The organism is Gemmatimonadota bacterium, from assembly GCA_009838645.1.
Lineage (GTDB): Bacteria > JAAXHH01 > JAAXHH01 > JAAXHH01 > JAAXHH01 > JAAXHH01.
On sequence record VXRC01000005.1, the window covers coordinates 23,014 to 44,133 of the forward strand.

Below are 21,120 nucleotides of genomic sequence, written 5' to 3' on the forward strand. Positions count from 1 at the left end.
GACCGTAGGATTCAATGTCGTTTCATTGCATCCGGGCAAGGATAGAACGCAAAGGAAACTTACATGGCATCCGACCCGTTGCGCGTGGGGGTAATCGGGCTTGGATTCGGCCAGTACCACGTCCGCGGCTACCAGGCCTGCCCCGGCGTGGTGGTCGAGACCATCTGCAGCAGGACGGCGGCGACCGCCCAGCGCGTGGCGAAGGACTACGGGATCGCCGAGACCCAAACGGATTACCGCGCGGTGCTGGATCGCGGGGACATCGACGCGGTGAGCATCTGCACGCCCGTGAACCTGCACCGGCAGATGGTCATGGAGGCCCTTGAAGCCGGCAAGCACGTGCTTTGCGAGAAGCCGCTCGGATTGAATGCCGGAGAAGCGAAAGACATGCTCGAAAGCGCCCGCCGGAGCGGCAAGGTCCACATGACCAATTTCGGCTGGCGGTTCAATGGTCCAGCCTTTCGCATGAAATCCCTGCTCGACGAGGGCTACATCGGCAGGGTCTACCACCTGAACGCCCGCTACATGATGGGGTACCGGGCGAGTCCCCGGAAAGCGCACAGCTGGCGGGAGCGGCGCCTGGAGGCGGGGCTCGGCGCCATGGGCGACCTCGGCGTGCACCTGATCGACATGACACGGTGGTGGGCCGGTGAGTTCGAACGGGTGTGCGCGTTGATGCACACGCTCATCCCCGAACGTCGCGCGCCGGACTCCTCCGCCATGCGGGAATCCGAGCTCGAAGACGCCTGCGCCTTCCTCGCCCAGATGCAGGGCGGGGTCCAGGCCGTGTTCCACGTAAGCCGGTGCGCACTGTACACGGACTTCATTCACATCGACATCCACGGAAGCGACGGTGCGCTGCATTTCCAATTCGTACGGGACACCATGCAGGCCAGTCTGAAGGGCGGCCAGGGGCTGCGGGGCAACCTACAGCCGCTGTCCGTGCCGTCCCGGCAAGGCGCGCTGTCTCCGCAGCGGCACTTCGTCGAAGCGATCCGGTCCGGCGTCGAAGCCGATCCGAGTTTCCACGAAGGGTACTGCGTGCAACAGGTCGCCGACGCCATAACCACCTCCGAGGAGCAGCAGACATGGGTATCCCTTTCCTGAAAATGCGACGTGTTCCGCGACGTTTTCCGTGGCGGGTTCCCACCCGGTTTACGACCATGCTGATGATCCCCCTGTTTCTAACCTGGATTCCCGGCTGCGCCGGACCGGAACTGGAGCCGGAAACCACGGACGCGGGCCCCGATCAGGCCCAGGTCATCGCGGAAGAGGTGATGGAGGCCATGGGGGGGCGGGATAACTGGAACGCCACCAGGTATATCCGGTTCTCGTTCTTCGGGTTCCGCACCCACTACTGGGACAAGCACGAAGGTCGGCACCGCCTTTCATGGACCGACCGCGAAAGCGGGCAGTCCCACGTGATCCTGATGAATCTGAACACGGGGGAAGGGCAGGCGTTCGTTGACGGCTCGGAAGTCACGGACATTGAGGCGCGGAACCAATCCCTGGAGCGTGCCCGGGGCGCGTGGATCAACGACACGTACTGGCTTCTGATGCCCTACAAGCTGCAGGATCCGGGCGTTGACCTGGCCTACGATGGCGAGGAAGTCGTAGACGGCGCGGTCTACGACAAACTGCATCTCAGTTTCAGTGAAGTGGGGAATACGCCGGGCGACGAGTACTGGGCCTATATCAACCGGGAAACCCGCCTCATGGACAAATGGGTCTATCTCCTGCAACTGCGGGAGGGCCAGAACGAGCGAAGCCGGGGCGAATGGAAGTGGAATGACTGGCGCAGGCATGGCGACATCCTGTTGTCCGCGGAACGCGAGCGGATGGACGGCCAGAAGCGTTCCCACGAAGACCTGGCGGTGCTCGAGTTCGTGGACGATCGGGTATTTACGTCGTCCGACCCGGTATCTCCCGAGATGGTGCGGGAGCGAACCGGGCAGCCTGAGCCCGGCGTTTCCGATTCACCTGGCGCTTCCGAGTCGCCCGGCGCTCAGGACGGCGCCACCAGACAGCCCGCCACCACACAGCCCGCCGAAGGGTCGGAGTGATGGAGTCGTCATGTCCACCGCACCGCCCTCGCCCGAACACGTTGCCCTCGATCACCCGGAAAAGGGCGAACTGACCGTTTTCTGGAACGACGGCAGCGCAAGAAAGTACGCCCTGGCCGATCTTCGTAAAGCCTGTCCCTGCGCCACCTGCCGCGACCTGCGGGATCAGTTGTCCTCCGCCGGCGGGTTGACCCTGCTTGCCAACGAATCGCTGGATCCGAGTGTCGAAGTGATCGAAATGAGTACCGTCGGCCGCTACGCGCTGCAGTTTACCTGGAAAGACGGCCACAACACCGGCATCTACACGTACGAGTATCTGTACGGTTCGGGACAGGACCTCGACGGGAAAGGCTAAGGAGTGATTCGATGAAGGTCAAGATCGGTTTCCTGGGGGTGGCCCATCCGCACGCCCGTCCCCATTTCCGCACCCTGGAGCTGCTGGACGAGGTGTCGGGCATCGTGGCCTGGGACGAAGATGAAGAAGCGCTTGAACGGTTGCGGCGCGAGGACCATCCCAAGCTGGAACCGGGACAACCTACCTTCGAACGGATCATGGAGCGGGAGGACATCCCCATCGTCGTTTCGCTGGCGACGAATGACCGGAATCCCGAATGGGTGATCCGGGCGGCGAAGGCGGGAAAGCATGTCCTGACCGAGAAACCGGTCGCGGCCAGCAGCGCGGACATGGCGCCCCTGCTCGACGCGGTTCGCGGCGCCGGGGTCCGTCTGGGCGTCTACTACACCTGGCGGTCCCATCCCATCGTCAATGATCTCAGGGCGTTGATCGGCGCGGGTGTCATCGGAAAGTTGTTGTCCGTAGAAGGCCGGATGGTCACGTCCCAGGTCCGTTTCCGCGACCCTTCGCACTGGCTGTTCCGGAAGCGGATTGCCGGCGGCGGCATCCTCAGCTGGCTGGGCTGCCACTGGATCGACGCGATCCGGTACATCACGCGGGACGAGGTCGCGGCCGTTACCGCCATGGTGGATACGTTGAACGAGCAGCCCATCGACGTAGAGGATACGGCCGGGGTGATCATGCGGATGGGCAGCGGTGCGATCGCCACGCTTCACGCCGGATACCTCCTGCCCATCAGCCAGGCCGGGTACATGTCGGGCAGCTACGACACCTACCTGGGTTTCCGCGGTCTGGAGGGCAACATCACCTGGTATCCCACCGATGAGGATCGGCCCATTGTTGTCGAGAGCACGTCGAAGACCTGGAACGCCACGCCCCGCCGTGAATTGAAGTACGTCGTCGCGGAATCCGAGGCATACGGGGGCCGGTATGGTCAGGATTTCGTGGGGCGGTTCATCGCTTCGGCCATGGGGGCCGGTCAATCCGCCGGATCGGCCAGCCCGGATGGCCCGGACGGCCAGAGCGACTCGGACGGCCCGAACGACCCGAGCAGCCCATACGATGACGGGGAGAACGCCCTGCGCGTGCTGCGGATCATCGAAGCCGCGTACCGGTCCAGCGAAACGGGCTGCATGGTTTCCCTGGAACAGGACCGGGAGGGTTAAGCGCTCATGGCTTCGATGCGTGATAAAGTGGTGGTGGTTACCGGCGCATCGACCGGTATCGGGCAGGCGGCGGCCGTGGCCTTTGCCCGCGAAGGCGCCACGGTCGTCCTGGCAGCCCGTTCCGAGGGAAGATTGGAACGAATCGCCGCGGACATCGAAATGGCGGGCGGACGGGCGGTCCCAATGGCCGTGGACGTCACGGACCGGTCCGCCGTCTTCGAGAAGATGAAAGAGATCGCGGCGTCCCAGGGAAGCATAGACGTGCTGGTCAACAACGCGGGTATCGGCCTGCTGAGCCCGGTGGACGGGATGGATCCGGAGGAATTGAAGCGGATCTTCGAGGTGAATTTCTTCGGCCTGATCTGGTGCACGCAGGCGGTACTGCCCCACATGATCAGACAGAAAAGCGGCCGGATCGTCAATGTCTCATCCGTCGCCGGCAAGCGGGCGCTGCCCCACATCTCGGCCTACAGCGCAAGCAAATTCGCTGTGCAGGCCTTTTCGGACAGCCTGCGCATGGAAGTGGCCGAACACGGCATCACCATTACGGTCCTGTGTCCGCCCCGGGTCGACACGACGTTCCACGACACGCCCCTGATGAGACAGAAGGGGCAGCGGATGAGCGCCCCTTCGATCTCCGCCGAATACGTGGCCACGGCCATTGTCCGCGCCGCCCGCCGGGGAAGCCGGGAAGTCGTGGTGTCCTTCTACGGCAAGTTCTTCGTCTTCTTCCACTGGTTGTCGCCCCGCCTCCTGGAATGGATCATGAAGCACCTCTGGATGCGGCTTGACACGAAGAAGACCGAAAGGACGGGCAGCGACGAGCAACCTTGAAGTCCGCCATGAAGCCCCGCGCTGAAGTCCGTCCCGGCTATCCGTTCACCGATTTCGAAATCTCTTCGACCGCGCCGAGGAGTCTATCCACCTCGGCCGCCGTGACCATGATGTGCATCGAAGCGCGGTTGGCGTCCCAGCCGACCTGCAGGTGGGTCACGCTGCGGATGTAGATGTTGTAATTTTCCATCAGCTTCATATTCAGATCCCGCGTCGGCACGCCCTTGATCCTGAAGGGGACCAGTCCGGCGTGTAACCGTGGATCCTCGGAAGCGAACACCTCCACGCCGCCGATATTGCGGAGTCCGTTGGCCAGCTTGCCGGCCAGGTAGCGGATGCGGGCCTCGATCCCTTCAGGGGTCAGGTGGTTGTGGAAATCGAGCGCCGCGTTCACGGCCGTCCACTTCGCATAGCAACTGGAACCCCGGCGTGTGTACTGGCCGGCAGAACTCATCCGCTCGAGCCAGCGCTCGTTCGAGGAGAGGTCTTCGCCGTACATGTTCTTCCCCGCGAAGGGCGTGGTCGAGGTGACGGGCTGGATCCGGTCGAACATGTCCTCTTTCACATAGAAGAAACCGGACTGCATGGAGGCCAGCATCCACTTGTGCGACGGACCGGCGTACATGTCGCATGCCAGGTCGTGCATGTCGAGCTTGACCATGCCCGGAGGCTGGGCGCCGTCGACCAGTGTGATGACGCCCTTTGATCTCGCCATCTCGCAGATCTCCTTGACCGGCATGAACAGTCCGTCCGTGTAGTTCGTGTGACAGAAGCTGAGCAGCTTGGTCCGTGGCGTGATCGCGGCCTCGAAGGCTTTCAGGAGATCGTCCGGCGACTTCGGCGGATGAAGTTTCGGGTCGGACAGGTCGATGACGCCTACGTTCAGCTTGTCCCGGTGCGCCCGGTTCAACACGGGGTTCGTGCCGGCGCCGTGGCAGTGGTTGGTATAGAGGATCTCGTCCCCGGGTTCGAGGACGGGACCGAACGTACCCGTAATCATCCCGTCGGTCGTATTGTTCGCCAGGGCGAGCTCGTTGGGTTTGCAGCCGACGTACGCGGCGAATTTGGCCATGAACGCGTCGGCATAGTCCATGGTATAATGATTCTGCCTGAAATCCACGTAATCGTTGTTGATGCGATTCAACGCGTCGATCTGCGCCATGTGGACGCTGCGCGGCGAAGGTCCCCGCGTCCCGGTATTCATGTAGGCGAGGTCCGGGCGGATCAGGAACTGTTTCGTGACCAGTTTCCAGAACTGTTCGTCATCGGGCGCGGCCGCCGCGCCCATATCGTTCATGTCCACTGCCGCGTGGGCGGTTTTCGCTCCCAGCGACAGCAGGGCGGCGCCAGCCAGCGTGCCGCCGAGAAAGCGGCCCAGGAAACCCCTGCGGTTGAGTGCCGCAAGTTCCCTGGGATCTTCGAATCTCGGATCGAAGTTCAGATCCGGCGAGAGGGGATTCATGGGAGTACCTCCGATTCGGGCCGACCGCAACCGGTGCCGCACCGGGTGGTTCCTGCACGGTTTTCATCCGGTTGAAGGCGATCTGGATATAATGGGGAAGAGATACTATTATCAATGCGTCAAAGAGCGATTTTAGGCAACCTGTTTTTGACTCGAAGGCTAAGAAATCACTTGACAAGACACCCCCTTTCCGTATATTTGCCCGAAGGTGCAAATCTCTTAATCCTCTCCCCAGACAACCCATGCGCGACCGTGACCAGACATCCCACCGTCTTTGTCGGTGGCGCGTATTTATTGAGGTTTGTCAGGGAGACTTTTTCTTCCTGAGAAGGGTAGGAGTGTCAGTATGGAACGCGGCACGGTAAAGTGGTTTAACGAACGCAAGGGGTTCGGATTCATCGCGCGTGACGATGGGGACGATGTGTTCGTACACTATTCAGCGATCGTCGCACAGGGATTCAAGACGCTGAATGAAGGCGATGAAGTCACCTTTGACATTACTGAAGGTCCCAAGGGACTCCAGGCCGCTAACGTAACCAAGGTGTCCGGTTAGAGACACCGTCACAGCACTGTTCACAAGTGTGATAGCCCGTGGACTGATCCGCACAGTACACGGGCTATTGTGTATCAACGGACCCGCCCGAACGCCGGGCGCCCTGGAGACGCCAGTATGCCCGGCAGAGAATCGCCTGTTCCGGTAATCGACTTCGACACGCCCGCGCTCGAGTTTGACTTCCCCAGCCTGAAAATCGGATTCGCCGAATACGACGAAGGCCCGACCGGATGCACGGTCTTCCTTTTCGACGAAGGTTTCGTCACGGCCGTCGACGTGCGCGGCGGTATGCCCGGCGTGGTCGAATCCGAGTACCAGTTCCACCACGCCATCTGCTTCGCAGGGGGTTCGTTGCACGGGCTGGAAGCCGTTTCCGGCGTGCGGGCCGTCCTGACCGCTGCGGCGGCGCCGAGCAATCCCCCGCCCCTCCCGCTCGTCGCCGGCGCGATCATCTTCGACTGGTTCAACCGGAAGGGTTTCGTGTACCCGGACAAGGCGCTTGGCAAAGCGGCCGCGGAAGCGGCTGCCCCGGGCCGGTTCTACTTCGGCCGGCGTGGCGCGGGACGCTGGGCCGGCGTCGGCCAGGGAGGCGCTTTTCGCGAGATCGGAGCGACGAAGATCGCGGTGTTCAGCGTGGTAAACGCCCTGGGTGATATCGTGGACCGCGAAGGCCGGGTCCGCACGCGGGATCATCGCCATCCCTACGACAAGCTGGAAGCGCGCCTCGCCAGGGGCTCGAAATCCAGGTCCGACCAGGTGGGCAGGCATACCACGCTGACGCTGGTCGTGACCAACCAGAAATGGACCCAGGGTGAACTGAACCAGATCGGCAGGCAGGTCCACGCGTCCATGGCCCGGGCGATCCAGCCTTTTCACACGACACGGGACGGGGACGTGCTGTTTACGGCGACGACAGGCGAGGTGGAGAACAGGCGCCTGAAGAGCACGACCGATTTCGGGTTGATCGCCTCGGAACTGGCCTGGGACGCCGTGCTGAACAGCCTGGGGGAGTGACGGCATGTATGCCCGGGTTGTCCCGTCGGAATGTTCCTCCCTACGGTTTAGGTAGATTCAGGTCGGGCACAACCCTCCGTGGAGCGATGCGTATCAGCGAAGCCAGACCTGCCGGCGAGTCTTCGTAGACCTCGAACTGATGGACATCCTCGTCGACGTCCCCGACGGGCGACGCAATCCCGGTCTCCGCGTCCACCGTATACAGTTTCGCCGTCCAGCCACCGGCCATGTACAATGCGCCTCCGTGTGAAGTCAGTCCGGTCGGCAGATCCTCTCCCACGCCGAACTCGGATGGGTCACCGACCGGCATCGCCGAGCCCGTCGAAGGATTCAATACGTACAGTCTTCCCGATCCGTAACCGACCATGTACAGGCTGCCTTCGTGAGAAGCCAGGCCGAAAGGGTGGGGTTCATCGACACCGAACCGGTCGGCATGGCCGACGGGCGTTGCTGCTCCCGTCACGGTATTCAGCGCGTAAAGTCGGGCGTTCGCCCCGCCGGCCATATACAGCGTTCCTTCGTGGGAAGCCAGTCCCGTCGGCTGGGTCTCGGCGACCCCGAATTCCACCGCGTCGCCGACCCGCATGGCCGCGCCGGTATCCGGGTCCAGCGTGTACAGCGCCGCGTTCCATCCGCCCGTCATGTACAACACGCCATTATGCGCGGCCAGACCGTGGGGTTCGTACTCGCCGGCGTCGAATAGCACGGTGTCTCCCACGGGTTGGGCTTCTCCCGTGTGAGGATTCAATCTGTACAGCCGGTCGGTCCCGTTGCCAACCAACAACAGTCCCTCCGAAAAGCCGGCTTCGTCGCAGCGCGGACCCGCTGGGTTGTCAAGAGCATCGAACCAGGTAAGCAGCTCCGGAGCGCTCGGTAGACACAGACCGTCATTGTCATAGAAGAAAAACGCCAGAAGGTCTGTAAGGCCCGTAAAGGATCCTGGTATTTCCCCGGTGAACCGGTTTCCATGGAGAAACATGCCTTCGAGGTCGTCAAGCTGTCCCAACTCGGATGGGACAGGTCCGGACAGTTCATTATTGAACAGGTACAGCCCTTCGAGATCCTCGAGCCGTCCATACTCGGGCGGGATAGGTCCGGAAAGCTGGTTGTTGTGCAGCAACAGGTATTCGAGATTGTCCAGACTGCTCAGTTCTACCGGCAACGGTCCCGAGAGTTTGTTTCCATACAGGCTTAGCAGACGCAACTGGGCAAGATCACCCAGGACGGGGGGGATCTCACCGGAGAGACCGTTACTGTTGAGGAACAGCACCTCGAGATTCGTCAGATGTCCCAGTTCCTCGGGGATCGGTCCCGTAAACCTGTTTTCATCGAGGTCCAGACGTTCCAGGTTGATCAGTTGACTTAGTTCAATCGGAATGGGGCCGGACAATTCGTTTTTCCAGAGTATCACACTCTCCAGGTTGGCCAGATCGCCCAATTCCGGGGGGATCGTGCCGCTCAGCTTGTTTCTGTAAAGGTACAGTACTTCCAGGTTGTGCAGGCGTCCCAGTTCGGCAGGTACAGGTCCAAGCAGTTCGTTACTGTCCAGGGCAAGACGCTCGAGATTGGCGAGTTGACCCAGTTCTGCGGGGACGGTACCGGTCAGGCGGTTTCTGCCGAGGTCCAGTCGCTTCAGGCTGGATGCCAGCCCCAGCTCCGGTGGTACGGATCCCGAAAGACCGTTGTTTTCGAGGTCCAGTACTTCCAGGTTGGGCAGCAGGGCGAGTTCGGCGGGAACCGTACCCGATATCTCGTTCCCGCCGAGATTGAGGATCCTCAGTTCCGCGAACTGAGTTAATTCGACGGGGATGCCACCGGATATCTGATTGAACGCCAGGTCCAGTTCCCTCAGCAGGTCGAGATCGACGAGGCTTGCGGGCAATCTGCCCGACAGGCCGTTCGCTCTCAGCTCCAGGCGGATTACTCTCCCGTTCGCGTCGGTAGTTACGCCGTGCCACTCGCTCAGGGGCACTTCTTCATTCAGCCAGTTTTCATTGTCTTCCCAGTCTGGACCACTCAAGGCGTGGTAGAATCCGACCAGCGTGGTGCGGTCGTTGACAACGATGGCCACGGTTACGGGCACGCTAGTCGAGACCGCGCCGGAGGTGGCCGTAACGACCGTACGGCCGCTGCTCACCGAGGTAACCGTTCCAGCGTCGCTTACCGTCGCCACCGTTTCATCGGCACTCACCCATTTCACCAGCGCGTCTTCGACTATCTGACCGTTCTCGTCCAGGACCGTGGCCGTCAGTCCGGTGGTCTCGCCGGCCACAGTCAGCGACACGGACGCCGGTGCGACGGTGATCGTCCCTGCCGACTGGGATACGGTAACCGAAGCAACCGCCTGTTTCTGTCCCACGGTGGCCGCGATGTCGGCCGTACCGTTACTGTGGGCGGTGACGAGCCCGCCGCCGCTCACGGAGGCTACCGACGGATTCCGGCTCGACCAGACCACCTCGTAGCCCGTCAACGCGTTGCCGGTCTCGTCCTGCACCTGCGCCGTAAGCTGAACGGACTGACTGATCGCCGTGATGGTAATGGCGCTCGGAGCCACTACGACTTTAGCCGGACCGGTCGGACGTGTGGGACTGTCCTCACCGCATGAGACCGCGGCAAACAGGGCGAAAAGGAAGAAGATGGGGATCCGGGTTTTATGGGAGGACGTCTTCGGTGTTTGTAGTATACCGGCAGATGAAACCGATTCACGATTGGACCGGCGTTGAAAACACATGTAACGCACCTCCTGGTGGGATGAACTGCGACAGGTGTCGCGTTTGCCCGTGATTCCCATGTCTCTTCGTCGGAGAAGTCTCCCGCGTCCAGCGGGACGTCAGAAGCTTATGCGTCCGATGAGACCTATGCGGTGATGGACAGGTCCGCCCCTTTGATCGACACGCGAGCCTGAAAGCTCCAAGGAACCGGAACGCCGACTTCGGACCGGGGTGCCGACGCGGGTTCCGATCCGCACCTGCCGCCGTTCATCGCCGTAGAGATTCATCTCGCCGAAAGAGGTGAACAGCACGCCGGCGGAAGAAGCCAGGCCATACCCCACCTCGGTCCGCAGGGAATGGGCGTCGTTTCTTCCGCGTAAATCGGATCCGGCAAGCGGCCGGTCGCGCCACATCATGCCGGAGTCGCCGGCTCCGGCGCCCACGCGCGGGGCCACGGACATCATAAGGCCCCGCCCGTCCGCGTCGGGATTCATGAAGGCGACCAGGGAGAACCCGTGTTCGCTGTAACCCTGGCCGGTATGGACGGCCAGGAACCTGCCTCGTGCGTGCACGCCGATCCGGTTTCCGGCCAGCCGCAGGCCGCCCGATACCTCGAGGCCCTGTCCGGTTCGTCCGTCGCCGCCGTCATGGCGTCCGGCCACCTGGACATAGGGGGTTGCCGTGGCGCCGCCGCCCAGAGATGCCGATCGCGAACCTTCCAATCCGATGCGCATACGCTGGACGCTGGCGACAATATCGCGCAACGCGGCTGATCCACTATCGGAGGTGGAAACGCGCAGCAGTCCCGCGTCGCCCACCACGTCGATCCCCATGCTTCCGGAGGAGGCCAGCCGCGACCGCAGCCCCGCCATGCCCATTCGCATGTCCAGATCACTGGCGTCCGTTCCGTCGTCGACGTTACCGGAACCGAGACCCAGGATCGTCCACACTTCGGTGCAGCATCCCTCCCCAGACCAGCGCGCGTAGGGCAGTACGCTGGCGAGGCTGGCCTCAAGGCTTCCGCTGGCCACGGCGACGTCGTAGTCGGACCGTCCCATGGTGTAGGAGAGGGCGATACCGGCCATCCAGCGCTGCCGCGCGGCCAGGTCTACGCCGAGATAGGCCGTCGTCGTGTTGCCGTCAAATGAGGCGCCGTCCGCGGGTTCGTTCTTGAAACGCTGCCAGTCGCCGGCCCCCCATACGCCCCATCGAAGACGGTCGCCGGCGGCCTGGTCGTCGAAGGCGTAGGAGAAGGCGCTGGACCGGAGCAGGTAATCTCCGCGGCCACCGTCCCGATGCCGTCCGCCGTCCATCAGCGCCATTTCTCTTGACGAATCCCGGTTTCGGTGCCCAGTCACGTCAGCCAGCGCCGACACGGCGGCCGCGGGACCGTCGATCCTGCGTCCACCCACGACCACACCCTGGCCGCCGCCGGTGAAACGCCCTCCGACTGTGGTCGAAACGCTCGATAGCATGCCGCGGCCCATGGCGGCGAGGATATCGGTATACGTCTCGCGTTCCGCCAGGACGGCCGTGACGGTTACGCCGAAGACGAGGCTGGCCTCACCGGCCGCGTTCCTGGCGGAGAGGGTCACCGTGGCCGATCCTTTGCGCACACCCGTTACGCTCAGCGTGGCGCCGGAGAGGACCGCTTCGGCCACGCCGTTGTCCGACGAACTCACCGAATAGGTCGGCGAGGTGCCGCTGAAGAGCGCGCCCGCATCGATCGTCTCGGAATCCCCCGCTTCCAACGTGACCGGCGGCACGACGCCGGAAACCGCCGGAGCCTCGAAGGCATCGCTTATCTTGAGCGTCGCGGCGCCGAGATCCCGGCCATTGAAAAGCGCTGTGAAGATGATCGTTTCGTCCCCCAATTCGTACACATAGTCACGGACGGGCGTGATGGTAAGCCCCGTCGATCCCTCCGTCTCCCCGCCGGGAATCGAGATACTCAGATTTCCGCTCACACTGTAGTCGTCGCCGGCAGCTGTGCCGGAAAGCGAGAGGGGGATCACAACCGCGACCGGTATGGCCAGACCCGTCCGCGTCGCCGTCACGGTCACGGGCTGCGCGCCGGCGGCCTCCGACACGGCGGCCGGACTCACCGTAAGCGTGATGTCGGGCACGTGTTCTGTAACGTCGAAATAGATCCCCGATCCGATGATGTATTCCGTTCCGCCGTAAGTCGCGGTCTCCGCGTAACTCACCTTCGGCGAGCCGGATGCTTCATCTCCAACTACGTCCGGGTTGTCGAAGTAATACTCGACGAAACCGCCTCCGGCCTGTGCGGCCATGATGATTTCACGGGTGTAAAAGACCCCGTTGAGGTCCTGGTGATCATAGAGGTTCACGTTTTCCAGCGATGAATTGGCGCCGTGAAACAACAACACGCCGTCGTCCCGATAGATAAACAGGTAAACCGCCCCGTGCTTCCAGGGACCGTCTTCTTCTCGGAGCGCTCTTCCTATCTGCGCCGGTGGCGCTTCCGGACCGGAGCCCGTCAGCGCAAAGGCCTCCTCCGACCAACTGGCCGCGCCCTTCACGAAAGATCTCAGCGTTTCCCGGTCCATAACGTCCCGCGCCCATACCGCGGGTGGTTCCGGCAGTTCCGATTCCTCGCCGCTCGTTATGTACTGATTGAAACCGGCCGCCACCACCCAGGTCTGGCCGGTCTGCGCAAGGGCATAGGGGATCGCATAGGCAACCCGGTCCGGAGGAGATGTCGAGGCGATCCGGAGCGGATCGACACCTTCCACATCGGGATCGTCCCACGTGTAATCGACGAAACCACCGCCGGCCGCTGCCGTCTCCAGGATCTTTCGGACGACCAACACTCCGTTGTCGTCTTCCAGGTTGCTCGCGTCGATACCGTCCCGGGTAGGGTCGTCCGCGTGCAGGAACACCGTGCCGTCGGGATGGAACAAGACGAAATACATCATGCCGGGCACTCTCCAGATCCCCTCCGATCGGATATCCGCCTGGAGTCGGACGGCTTCGTCCGCGGTGTCTATGGTATCCAGGTAATCCCTGAAACCCGTCACGAAGGATCGAAGCGTCTCGCGGTCCACCACGTCGGCCGCCGTTACGAACTGCGCTGAATCTGTCAGCGCGATGGTGGCGGACGCCAGGTCGTTGCCCTCATAGACGGATCGGACCACGACGGTCTCGATGCCTTCCGCCGTTCCGTCGTCGAATACCCTGAGGGTAAGCGACGTGGAAGCCGAGGCGGCGTCCCGGGGGATGATGATCTCAAGGGTTCCTTCCAGGTCGTAATCATCGGATGTGGCCGAACCCTCCAGGAAAAGGTCGATGATCGTCGCCACCGGCACCGGTTCTTCACTCAGCGTGGCCGTCACCACCACCTCCTGGTTGTCGCCGCCTTCGGACAGGGCCGCGGGACTCACCGCCAGGGTGATCTCGGGTACGTCATCCACGGGCCTGCGGTAGAAACCGGCGCCTACGACGAAATGCTGTCCGGGGTACCGCGCGACTTCCATCAATTCCGCGTAGCTCACCTTGAACGAACCGAGTTCTTCATCGCCCATGATCGACGGATCATCGTAGTGGTACTCGACGAAACCGGCGCCCGTGGTCGCAGCCTCGATGAGCTCCTCGATGAATCGAACGCCGTTGAGGTCTTCGAGATCGATACGGATTTCGCCTTCCTGCGTTCTGTCCGCGCCGTGGAAGAACACGTATCCTTCCGTGGTGACGATGAAGAGGTAGATCGCGCCTTCTCTGAACGGACCGCCCTCTTCTCTCAAGGCGATCGTGATCGCCCCGGCGTCCGCATCGTGCTCCTCCACGGCGTCGAGGTACCACTGGATCGAGCCTTTTACGAAGGCCTTGAGCGTTTCCCGGTCCACCACGTCCGAGGCGCGCACCGCGGGCGGGTCGGGAAGCGTACGCTCTTCCGGATCGTTGATCGCCATGTGGAAACCGCCCGCCAGGATGTAATCGCCCACGCCGAACCCGGAGGTATACCGAATCGCGAAGGCCACGCGGTCGGGTTCGTCGTCCGGATCCCTGAGATCATCCCAGGTATACTCTATGAACGAGCCGTCGGCGTCCACTGCTATGATTTCCTGTACGACTTTCTTGCCGGTGTCGTCTTCCAGCCCGCTGATATCGGTTTCGACGATATAGGGATCCCCCCCATGTTCGATCACCACGCCCTCGAGACTGAGAATCACCAGGTACAGGTCACCCTGTTTCCAGTCGCCTTCGTTCCGCAGGGCTCTTTGCATTCCGGGCACATCGTTGAGGTCGTTGATCCGTTCCAGGGAATCCGCCACCGACACGACGAAGGCCTTAAGCGTCTCACGGTCCGTGACCTGGCCGGCTGTAATCGTCCTGCCCTGGGCAATGGCTGGCTTTGCGTGTGCGAACAGGCCGGCCAGGCCGACAAGCAGCCCGAAGACCAGGATCGATCGCCTCGAAACGTGAGCAGTTATGGAAGACATCGAATCTCTCCTGTCGGATTTAATGGCACTTCGCGTAATGAACCGGTACAGACGGAAGCAACTCCTTCGCAGAACCGAGACCCGGATGCGGCGAGACCCGGATGCGGTGAGACCCGGATACGGCGAGACCCGGATGCGGCGATGCGGATGTTACACAGCGGCGCGGCCCCGTTCCAGCGCCTTCGCCACTTCGGATTCCCACGTGCCGTCCACGCGGACGCCGTACTCCACCACCCCTCCGGTCGCCCGTGGTCCAGTGACATAGGGCCGGTAGTCCCGGCCGTCCTCGATGAGCCGTTCGGGCGCATAGTCCGCACGGAGAAAGTGGAAGGCGATGCCGGCGCGGGACCGGTCCGTCCGGTTGTGGCCGGTGCAGTGCGCGGTTCCGTAGCAGAAAAACAGGGCGCCACCCGCTTTCAGTTCGATAGTATCCGCCTGCTCCTCCGGAGGATAGCAGCGGATGTGGTGGTCGCTGTAGGGGTCCCGGCTGTGCTCGTAGGGTGTCCGGTAGCTGCCGGGAATCACCTGCATGGTGCCGTTCTCGACCGTCGCGTCGTGCACGGCGATCCAGACGGCCGTTCCCATGAGCGGGTCACGGATCTTGAAATAGGCGTTGTCCTGGTGCCAGTGGGTGCCCATGCCGTCACCGCCCGGTTTGAGAAAGACCTGGTCCAGGTGAAGGATAAAGGGATCCCCGATCAGCCGGGAGATGGCAGCGACCACGTCGGGCTGGAACGGGAGGGCGCGAAACAGGTCGCTGTGCCGGTACATCGGGCAGAGTTGCATGTTGCGCTGCGTGGTGGACGTTGTCTTCCCGTCGCCCGCCGTGGCGACGTTCCGCATTGCGCCGTTTTCCATGAGACGATCGATCTCGGCCTGGAAGGCACGGGTTTCCCGGTCTGAAAAGAATCCCGGTTTGGCCACGTAACCGTGGGATCTGAAATGGGCGACTTCATCGTTTGTCAATGCCATACGCTCGACGTCCTTTACCTTTGGAGATCTATACCGGTTGAGGTGCTTTACAGATGGAAGTCCTTTACCGGGTCTGATGGGTGCTCCCCCGGTCCACGTCACTCCGGACTTCGGTTTCCGAAATCGCCTCGTTTCCGAATTGTTCAATGGCTTCCAGGGTTTCGCGCACGTCGTCCCAGGTCGTATTATGGTTGACGATACAGAGCCTGAGGGTAAACCTGCCCCGCAACAGGGTCGATGACATGAGGGCGCGGTCCTCCCAGAAGACGCGGGCGAGCACTTTCCGGTTGATCTTCTCGAGGGATTCTTCATCGAGATCCGGAGCGGCGGGGTTGACGCGGAAGCATACGATACCGAGCGAAGACGGCAACAACAATTCCAGGGTCCCGCTTTTCCGGATATGCTCCTCGGCCCGCCCGGCCAGTTCCATGCCCTTGGATACGGCGTTTCGGAATGCAGCCATGCCAAAGGTCTTCACGGACACCCAGATTTTCAGGGCCCGTACCGAACGGCTCAGTTGCAGGCCCCGGTCCGAGAAGTTGGGATGATTCGCGCCCCATATCGTGTCCTGGAGGATATCGTGTCGTACGGCGAATGCGCGCTCGAGGTCGCCTAAGTCCTTCACCATCAGGCAACCGGCTTCGTAGGGTTGAAAGAACAGCTTGTGCGCGTCCAGACCGATGGAGTCCGCCCGTTCGATCCCGCGCAGAAGGTCCTTTCCCTTTTCGGTGATTACCGTAAAACCGCCGTAGGCGGCATCGACGTGGAGCCAGATGCCGTCCGCCTCGCAGAAATCCGCGATCGTATCGAGCGGATCGATGGCGCCCGTACTGGCCGCCCCGGCGTTGGCGCAGACCGCCACCGGGTTGCATCCCGCGGCCCGGTCCTTCGCCACCATTTGCTTCAGCGCCTCCGGATCCATCCGGAAAAGCGCGTCGGTAGGAATCAATCGCACGTTTTCGGATCGAATGCCCATGATCCTGGCCGCCCGGACCAGCGCGCTATGGCTCTGGTCGCTCATATAGACCGTGCCGCGTTCGGGAGCGCCCGCGGATTCCCGCGCCGCGACCAGGGCTTCCAGGCTGGCCGCGGAGCCGCCGGAAGTCATCAGGCCTCCGGCGGTATCCGGATAGCCCAGCCAGCGCCGGATCCAGTCCATGACGACCAGCTCCATCTGGCTCGCTCCGCTGGATGTGAGCCAGGTACACTGGTTGACCTGGTATGCGGAGACCATGAAGTCGGCCAGTATGCCGGGCCAGGTCGGCGCCGACGGGATGAACGCGAAGGACCGGGGGTGATCGAGGCGGGCTCCCAGGGGGAGTATATCTTTTGCCGCCCTCCCCAGGACCTCCAGCGCGGGACTGCCTTCTTCGGGCGGATCCTCCATGAGTTGGTCTTCCAGTTCCCTCTTGAACTCGCCGTCCCATGCCTGTTCATCCGGAAGATTCCTGATACGTTCTATAATGAGTTCCGCCGTCTTGTTCGCGAGCTCGAGCATGACGTCCGGGGCCATCTGGAGGCCGTTGTGCGCTTCCGCACCTGATGCCGCGTGCTGCTTTTCGAGGTTCTCCCGAGCCACTTTTACCTTCTCCTGTTCCGGTTATTGCTCAGTGCGACTTATTACTCAGTGCGACTTATTGCCCAGTGAAACTCATTGCTCAGTGCCACGACTCCAGGTACGCCCGCTGTTCCGGCGTCATCTCGTCAACGGCCAGTCCCATGCTCGCGAGCTTCAGGCCGGCGATCTCGTGGTCGATCTCATCCGGCAGGATGTGTACGCCGGGTGCCATCTTTTCGTGCCGGGCCGCGAGGTGCTCCACCGCCAGGGCCTGGTTGGCGAAGGACAGGTCCATGACCGCGGCGGGATGTCCCTCGCCGGCTACCAGGTTGACCAGCCGGCCCTCGCCGAGGAGATACAGTCTCCGGCCGTTCGCCAGGACGTATTCCTCCACGTATGACCGCAGAGACTGTCGCTCGACCGCGAGGGCGTCCAGGGCCTGCACGTCGATTTCCACGTCGAAGTGTCCGGCGTTGGCCAGCATGGCGCCGTCTTTCATGGCTTCCAGGTGATCGCGGCGCACGACCCCGCGGTTTCCGGTCACGGTGATGAACAGGTCGCCCAGCGCGGCCGCCCCGCCCATGGGCAGTACCTGGAATCCTTCCATGGCGGCTTCCAGGGCCGCGACGGGGTCCACTTCCGTAACGATGACCTGGCCGCCCAGCCCCCTGGCCCGTGACGCCACGCCCCGTCCGCACCAGCCGTAGCCGCATACCACCACGGTTTTGCCTGCGATCAGCGTGTTGGTGGCCCGGAGGATGCCGTCGAGCGCGCTTTGCCCCGTACCGAACCGGTTGTCGAAGAGGTGCTTGGTCTTCGAATCGTTGACCGCGATGACCGGAAAGGCCAGGTCGCCGTTCCGGACCATGCTTCGGAGCCGGTTTACGCCCGTGGTCGTCTCTTCCGTTCCGCCGATGAACTTGTCCAGTTGCCGGCGGTGGTCCCGATGCGCCGCGGTGACCAGGTCGGCTCCGTCGTCCAGCAGGATACCCGGCTGCGCGTTCAGCACGGTGTGCAGGTGCCTGCTGAAGGTGCCGGAGTCTTCCCCTCTTTTCGCGTATACGGGCACCCCGTGGTGCACGACCAGGCTGGCCGCCACGTCGTCCTGCGTGCTCAAGGGATTGGACGCGCACACGATGGGGTCCGCGCCGCCCGCCTTGATCGCCGTGACCAGGTTGGCCGTCTTGGTCGAAATGTGCAGGCAAACGCCGACGCGCAGGTTACGAAGTGGCTGTTCCCGCGCGAACCGGTCTTTTATCGCGCGCAAGACCGGCATCTGGCGGGCGTCCCATGCCATGCGCGCCGCACCGGCCTCGGCGAGATCGGGATCCCGGATGTCAGATTCCATAGGCTACTGACATTATGCTTTTCGGCGTATTGTGCGTCAAGGTTAATGGGAAGGTTGCGCCGCCGCTTCGGTTGCATGCCCGGAACCAGGACGTACTCCTTCCGCGCCGCCCTCATATGCCCTTGACATCAAGGAACTTCAACGACTAACATGGTGAGGTTTCACTTCCCGGTAAGTGACTGATTTATCGCGTTTTACACGGACCGTTCTTCCTATCTCCGATCGTTCGGACACCCCATGCTCGACCTCTCCAGAAAACGCCTCAACCGTACCATCCTTTCCCTCGCATGGCCTGCCATACTCGAAAACCTGATGCACACGACGGTGTACATCGTCGACAGCATCTTTATCGGCACCCTCGGAACGCTGGCTTTCGCCGCCGTCGGCCAGAGTTCCATGATCCTCTTTACCGTAGTTTTCGTCTTCTACGGGATCGGGGTGGCAACGGGGGCCGTCGTGGCGAGGAACCTGGGCCGGGGCGACCAGAAGACGGCCTGCGAGGCCGCCGGCCAGGGGATCATACTCGGAACGTCCATCGGTCTGATGGTGGCCGCGCTCGGCCTGATGTTCGGCGAGGACCTCATGGTATTCCTGGGTACGGAGCCGGACGTGGTCGCACGGGCCCAGGAGTACATGCCCATCGTCTTCGCCTTCAGCGTACTGCGTCTTTTCATCTACACCAGCAGCGGGATCCTGCGCGCGGCCGGCGACACCAAGACGCCCATGTGGATCACGGGCGTCATGAACGTGTACAACATCTTCGCCGACTGGGTGCTGATCTTTGGCATCGGACCCTTCCCGGAACTGGGCATAACAGGCGCGGCCCTGGCTACGGGCACGGCCTACGTCCTGGGCGCCGTCCTCCTCATGTTCAGGCTGTTTCGCCGTCACGCCAGATTCAGGCTGTGCGGCAGCGACATCGGGAATATCAGATCCGAGCACCTGCGGACCATCATCCGGATCGCCGTGCCGAATCTCGGCGAACAATCCGTCATGCAATGCGCCTATTTCTCGTTCATGTGGATCGTGACCAGCCTGGGCACGACGGCGCTCACGGCGCATTTCATGACCATACGGGTGGAGATGGTATCCTTCATGCCCGTTTTCGGGCTTTCCATGGCCGTGGCCACCGTGGTCGGACAGAGTCTGGGCGCCGAGCGGCCCGAAATCGCCGAGCTCGCCGTGAAGAAGGCCGCTCGAATCGGCCTGATCGCCATGAGCGCGCTGGGTTTTATCTTCGTCGCCGTACCGGGCCTGCTCGTCGGCATCTACAGCCCGTCGCCGGAAGTGTATGACCTGGCCGTGCTCTGCGTGCGCATCGCCGCCCTCGAACTGCCGACGTCGGCTTTGCTGATGATTTATACAGGCGCCATGCGCGGCGCGGGAGACACGGTGAGTCCCATGCTGATCAGCATCTTCGGCGCGATCTTCCTGCGGATCGGCATGATGTACGTGCTGGTGATCGAACTGGGCTGGGGGTTGCCGGGGGTATGGTACGGTACGGCGCTGGACTGGGGCATCCGCCTGGTGATCGCCTGGTTCCTGTTCCGGCGGGGACGCTGGAAGAGGATAACAATCTAGGGGGTATGAATAGATGCGGGTAGTATTGCAGCGCGTCTCCAGCGCTTCCGTCAAAATCGATGGTGAAACAACCGGAGAAATCGGTCCCGGTCTCGTACTGCTCCTCGGCATAGCGAAGGACGATGCGCCGGAGGACGTGGAATACGTCGTAAACAAATGCGCCGGACTCCGGATTTTCGGCGACGATCAGGGGAAGATGAATCGTTCTCTGCACGACGTGGGGGGCGAGGTACTGGCGATTTCCCAATTTACCCTGTTCGGAGATACCCGCAAGGGCCGAAGGCCCAGTTTCGAAAGCGCCGCGCCGCCGGAACACGCCGAGCCCCTGTATGAGCTAGCGGTCGAACGCCTCAGGGAACGCGGTATACGGGTCGCCACTGGCCGTTTCGGAGCGTACATGGAAGTTTCACTGGTCAACGACGGCCCCGTGACCCTGACCGTCGAGTCCCGCCGATGAAGCAGATCGTCCTGGCCTCTTCCTCGCCCCGTCGGTCCAGCCTGCTCCGGCAGATAGGGATGAATATCGAAATCGTGCCACCGGACGTCGACGAATCCCGGTATTCCTTTGAAGGCGATCCTTCCGGTACGGCGGAACGGCTTGCGCTGGCGAAAGCGAAGAGCGCGGCCGGCCGGGTCGACGCCCGCGACCGTTTGGTACTCGGTGCCGACACGGTGGTCCTGTTCGAGGGCGAGGTCATCGGCAAGCCGAAAGACGCGAAGGACGCCTGCGCCATACTGCAAAAGCTGGCCGGCCATGCTCACCGGGTGCTCACGGGCTTCGCACTGCTGGATCCTCGGACGAACCGGGCGGTGACGGCGCACGAGTGGACGGCGGTCTCTATGCGCGAATTGACCGACGCCGAAATCCGTGCGTACGTGGATACGGGCGAGCCCCTGGACAAGGCGGGATCCTATGGCGCCCATGCCCTGGGCGCCGGTCTCATTACCCGCGTGGAGGGCTGTTTCTACAACGTGATCGGCCTTCCCCTCGCCCGGTTGCTTATGACGCTGAAAAACTTCGATGACCTGGCGACGTGACC

The 21,120-nt window shown here is 62.5% G+C and carries 16 protein-coding genes; 9 read left to right on the forward strand and 7 right to left on the reverse strand.

Annotation, left to right across the window (positions count from 1 at the left end; genetic code table 11):
* Positions 1-63 precede the first annotated feature (63 nt).
* Positions 64-1,107 carry a Gfo/Idh/MocA family oxidoreductase gene (locus tag F4Y38_02205; protein ID MXY48090.1) on the forward strand — a complete coding sequence of 348 codons (1,044 nt, stop codon included), beginning with the start codon at positions 64-66 and terminating at the stop codon, positions 1,105-1,107.
* Positions 1,108-1,388: 281 nt separating this feature from the next.
* Here the strand turns inward: F4Y38_02205 and F4Y38_02210 are convergent, their stop codons facing one another.
* Positions 1,389-1,805, reverse strand: a complete 417-nt coding sequence (locus F4Y38_02210; GenBank protein ID MXY48091.1) for a hypothetical protein — start codon at positions 1,803-1,805, stop codon at positions 1,389-1,391.
* On the opposite strand from F4Y38_02210, the gene F4Y38_02215 reads away from it, so the two are divergent.
* From F4Y38_02215 to F4Y38_02225, 3 genes are read left to right on the forward strand one after another with little or no spacing between them, the layout of a single operon-like run.
* On the forward strand, positions 1,789-2,418 hold the full coding sequence (locus tag F4Y38_02215; GenBank protein ID MXY48092.1) for a DUF971 domain-containing protein: 630 nt from the start codon (positions 1,789-1,791) through the stop codon (positions 2,416-2,418). The genes F4Y38_02210 and F4Y38_02215 overlap by 17 nt on opposite strands.
* A gap of 11 nt (positions 2,419-2,429) precedes the next feature.
* Positions 2,430-3,584 carry a Gfo/Idh/MocA family oxidoreductase gene (locus F4Y38_02220; protein ID MXY48093.1) on the forward strand — a complete coding sequence of 385 codons (1,155 nt, stop codon included), beginning with the start codon at positions 2,430-2,432 and terminating at the stop codon, positions 3,582-3,584.
* Positions 3,585-3,590: 6 nt separating this feature from the next.
* Positions 3,591-4,418: an SDR family oxidoreductase gene (locus tag F4Y38_02225; protein MXY48094.1), complete on the forward strand. Its 828-nt coding sequence runs from the start codon at positions 3,591-3,593 to the stop codon at positions 4,416-4,418.
* 37 nt (positions 4,419-4,455) lie between these two features.
* Here F4Y38_02225 and F4Y38_02230 read toward each other — a convergent pair whose 3' ends face one another.
* Positions 4,456-5,880, reverse strand: coding sequence for an aminotransferase class V-fold PLP-dependent enzyme (locus F4Y38_02230; protein MXY48095.1), 1,425 nt, complete (start codon positions 5,878-5,880; stop codon positions 4,456-4,458).
* A 346-nt stretch (positions 5,881-6,226) separates the two neighbouring features.
* Here F4Y38_02230 and F4Y38_02235 point away from each other — a divergent pair, with 346 nt between their 5' ends.
* Both F4Y38_02235 and F4Y38_02240 read left to right on the forward strand, forming a co-directional pair.
* Complete coding sequence (locus F4Y38_02235; GenBank protein MXY48096.1) at positions 6,227-6,433, forward strand: cold shock domain-containing protein; 207 nt, start codon at positions 6,227-6,229, stop codon at positions 6,431-6,433.
* A 117-nt stretch (positions 6,434-6,550) separates the two neighbouring features.
* Complete coding sequence (locus tag F4Y38_02240; GenBank protein MXY48097.1) at positions 6,551-7,447, forward strand: 6-aminohexanoate hydrolase; 897 nt, start codon at positions 6,551-6,553, stop codon at positions 7,445-7,447.
* A gap of 40 nt (positions 7,448-7,487) precedes the next feature.
* Here the strand turns inward: F4Y38_02240 and F4Y38_02245 are convergent, their stop codons facing one another.
* The 5 genes from F4Y38_02245 to F4Y38_02265 all read right to left on the reverse strand — a co-directional run bounded on the left by F4Y38_02245 (position 7,488) and on the right by F4Y38_02265 (position 18,499).
* On the reverse strand, positions 7,488-10,238 hold the full coding sequence (locus F4Y38_02245; GenBank protein ID MXY48098.1) for a hypothetical protein: 2,751 nt from the start codon (positions 10,236-10,238) through the stop codon (positions 7,488-7,490).
* Between the two features lie 39 nt (positions 10,239-10,277).
* The gene (locus F4Y38_02250; protein ID MXY48099.1) at positions 10,278-14,621 is read right to left on the reverse strand and encodes an autotransporter domain-containing protein; all 4,344 of its coding nucleotides are present in this window, start codon (positions 14,619-14,621) and stop codon (positions 10,278-10,280) included.
* Between the two features lie 150 nt (positions 14,622-14,771).
* Complete coding sequence (locus F4Y38_02255; GenBank protein ID MXY48100.1) at positions 14,772-15,905, reverse strand: phytanoyl-CoA dioxygenase family protein; 1,134 nt, start codon at positions 15,903-15,905, stop codon at positions 14,772-14,774.
* Positions 15,658-17,172, reverse strand: coding sequence for an aminotransferase class V-fold PLP-dependent enzyme (locus F4Y38_02260; GenBank protein ID MXY48101.1), 1,515 nt, complete (start codon positions 17,170-17,172; stop codon positions 15,658-15,660). The genes F4Y38_02255 and F4Y38_02260 overlap by 248 nt, the downstream gene beginning before the upstream one ends.
* Before the next feature lie 79 nt (positions 17,173-17,251).
* The gene (locus F4Y38_02265) at positions 17,252-18,499 is read right to left on the reverse strand and encodes an adenosylhomocysteinase (protein ID MXY48102.1); all 1,248 of its coding nucleotides are present in this window, start codon (positions 18,497-18,499) and stop codon (positions 17,252-17,254) included.
* Positions 18,500-18,736: 237 nt separating this feature from the next.
* Here F4Y38_02265 and F4Y38_02270 point away from each other — a divergent pair, with 237 nt between their 5' ends.
* From F4Y38_02270 to maf, 3 genes are read left to right on the forward strand one after another with little or no spacing between them, the layout of a single operon-like run.
* Positions 18,737-20,080 carry an MATE family efflux transporter gene (locus F4Y38_02270; GenBank protein MXY48103.1) on the forward strand — a complete coding sequence of 448 codons (1,344 nt, stop codon included), beginning with the start codon at positions 18,737-18,739 and terminating at the stop codon, positions 20,078-20,080.
* 13 nt (positions 20,081-20,093) lie between these two features.
* On the forward strand, positions 20,094-20,537 hold the full coding sequence (locus F4Y38_02275) for a D-tyrosyl-tRNA(Tyr) deacylase (protein MXY48104.1): 444 nt from the start codon (positions 20,094-20,096) through the stop codon (positions 20,535-20,537).
* Positions 20,534-21,118 (forward strand): septum formation protein Maf, encoded by a 585-nt coding sequence (gene maf / locus F4Y38_02280; protein MXY48105.1) that lies wholly within the window; start codon positions 20,534-20,536, stop codon positions 21,116-21,118. Before F4Y38_02275 ends, maf begins: the two co-directional genes overlap by 4 nt.
* Positions 21,119-21,120: the final 2 nt, after the last annotated feature.

What these genes read in the sequence shown, in the direction of transcription:
- F4Y38_02230 (MXY48095.1), bottom strand. Translation starts at nt 5,880, where the DNA reads ATGAATCCCCTCTCGCCGGATCTGAACTTCGATCCGAGATTCGAAGAT.
- F4Y38_02240 (MXY48097.1), top strand. Translation starts at nt 6,551, where the DNA reads ATGCCCGGCAGAGAATCGCCTGTTCCGGTAATCGACTTCGACACGCCC.
- F4Y38_02215 (MXY48092.1), top strand. Translation starts at nt 1,789, where the DNA reads ATGACTGGCGCAGGCATGGCGACATCCTGTTGTCCGCGGAACGCGAGC.
- F4Y38_02255 (MXY48100.1), bottom strand. Translation starts at nt 15,905, where the DNA reads ATGAAGAATCCCTCGAGAAGATCAACCGGAAAGTGCTCGCCCGCGTCT.
- F4Y38_02220 (MXY48093.1), top strand. Translation starts at nt 2,430, where the DNA reads ATGAAGGTCAAGATCGGTTTCCTGGGGGTGGCCCATCCGCACGCCCGT.
- F4Y38_02275 (MXY48104.1), top strand. Translation starts at nt 20,094, where the DNA reads ATGCGGGTAGTATTGCAGCGCGTCTCCAGCGCTTCCGTCAAAATCGAT.
- F4Y38_02205 (MXY48090.1), top strand. Translation starts at nt 64, where the DNA reads ATGGCATCCGACCCGTTGCGCGTGGGGGTAATCGGGCTTGGATTCGGC.
- maf (MXY48105.1), top strand. Translation starts at nt 20,534, where the DNA reads ATGAAGCAGATCGTCCTGGCCTCTTCCTCGCCCCGTCGGTCCAGCCTG.
- F4Y38_02225 (MXY48094.1), top strand. Translation starts at nt 3,591, where the DNA reads ATGGCTTCGATGCGTGATAAAGTGGTGGTGGTTACCGGCGCATCGACC.
- F4Y38_02250 (MXY48099.1), bottom strand. Translation starts at nt 14,621, where the DNA reads ATGTCTTCCATAACTGCTCACGTTTCGAGGCGATCGATCCTGGTCTTC.
- F4Y38_02265 (MXY48102.1), bottom strand. Translation starts at nt 18,499, where the DNA reads ATGGAATCTGACATCCGGGATCCCGATCTCGCCGAGGCCGGTGCGGCG.
- F4Y38_02270 (MXY48103.1), top strand. Translation starts at nt 18,737, where the DNA reads ATGCTCGACCTCTCCAGAAAACGCCTCAACCGTACCATCCTTTCCCTC.
- F4Y38_02210 (MXY48091.1), bottom strand. Translation starts at nt 1,805, where the DNA reads ATGCCTGCGCCAGTCATTCCACTTCCATTCGCCCCGGCTTCGCTCGTT.
- F4Y38_02245 (MXY48098.1), bottom strand. Translation starts at nt 10,238, where the DNA reads ATGGGAATCACGGGCAAACGCGACACCTGTCGCAGTTCATCCCACCAG.
- F4Y38_02235 (MXY48096.1), top strand. Translation starts at nt 6,227, where the DNA reads ATGGAACGCGGCACGGTAAAGTGGTTTAACGAACGCAAGGGGTTCGGA.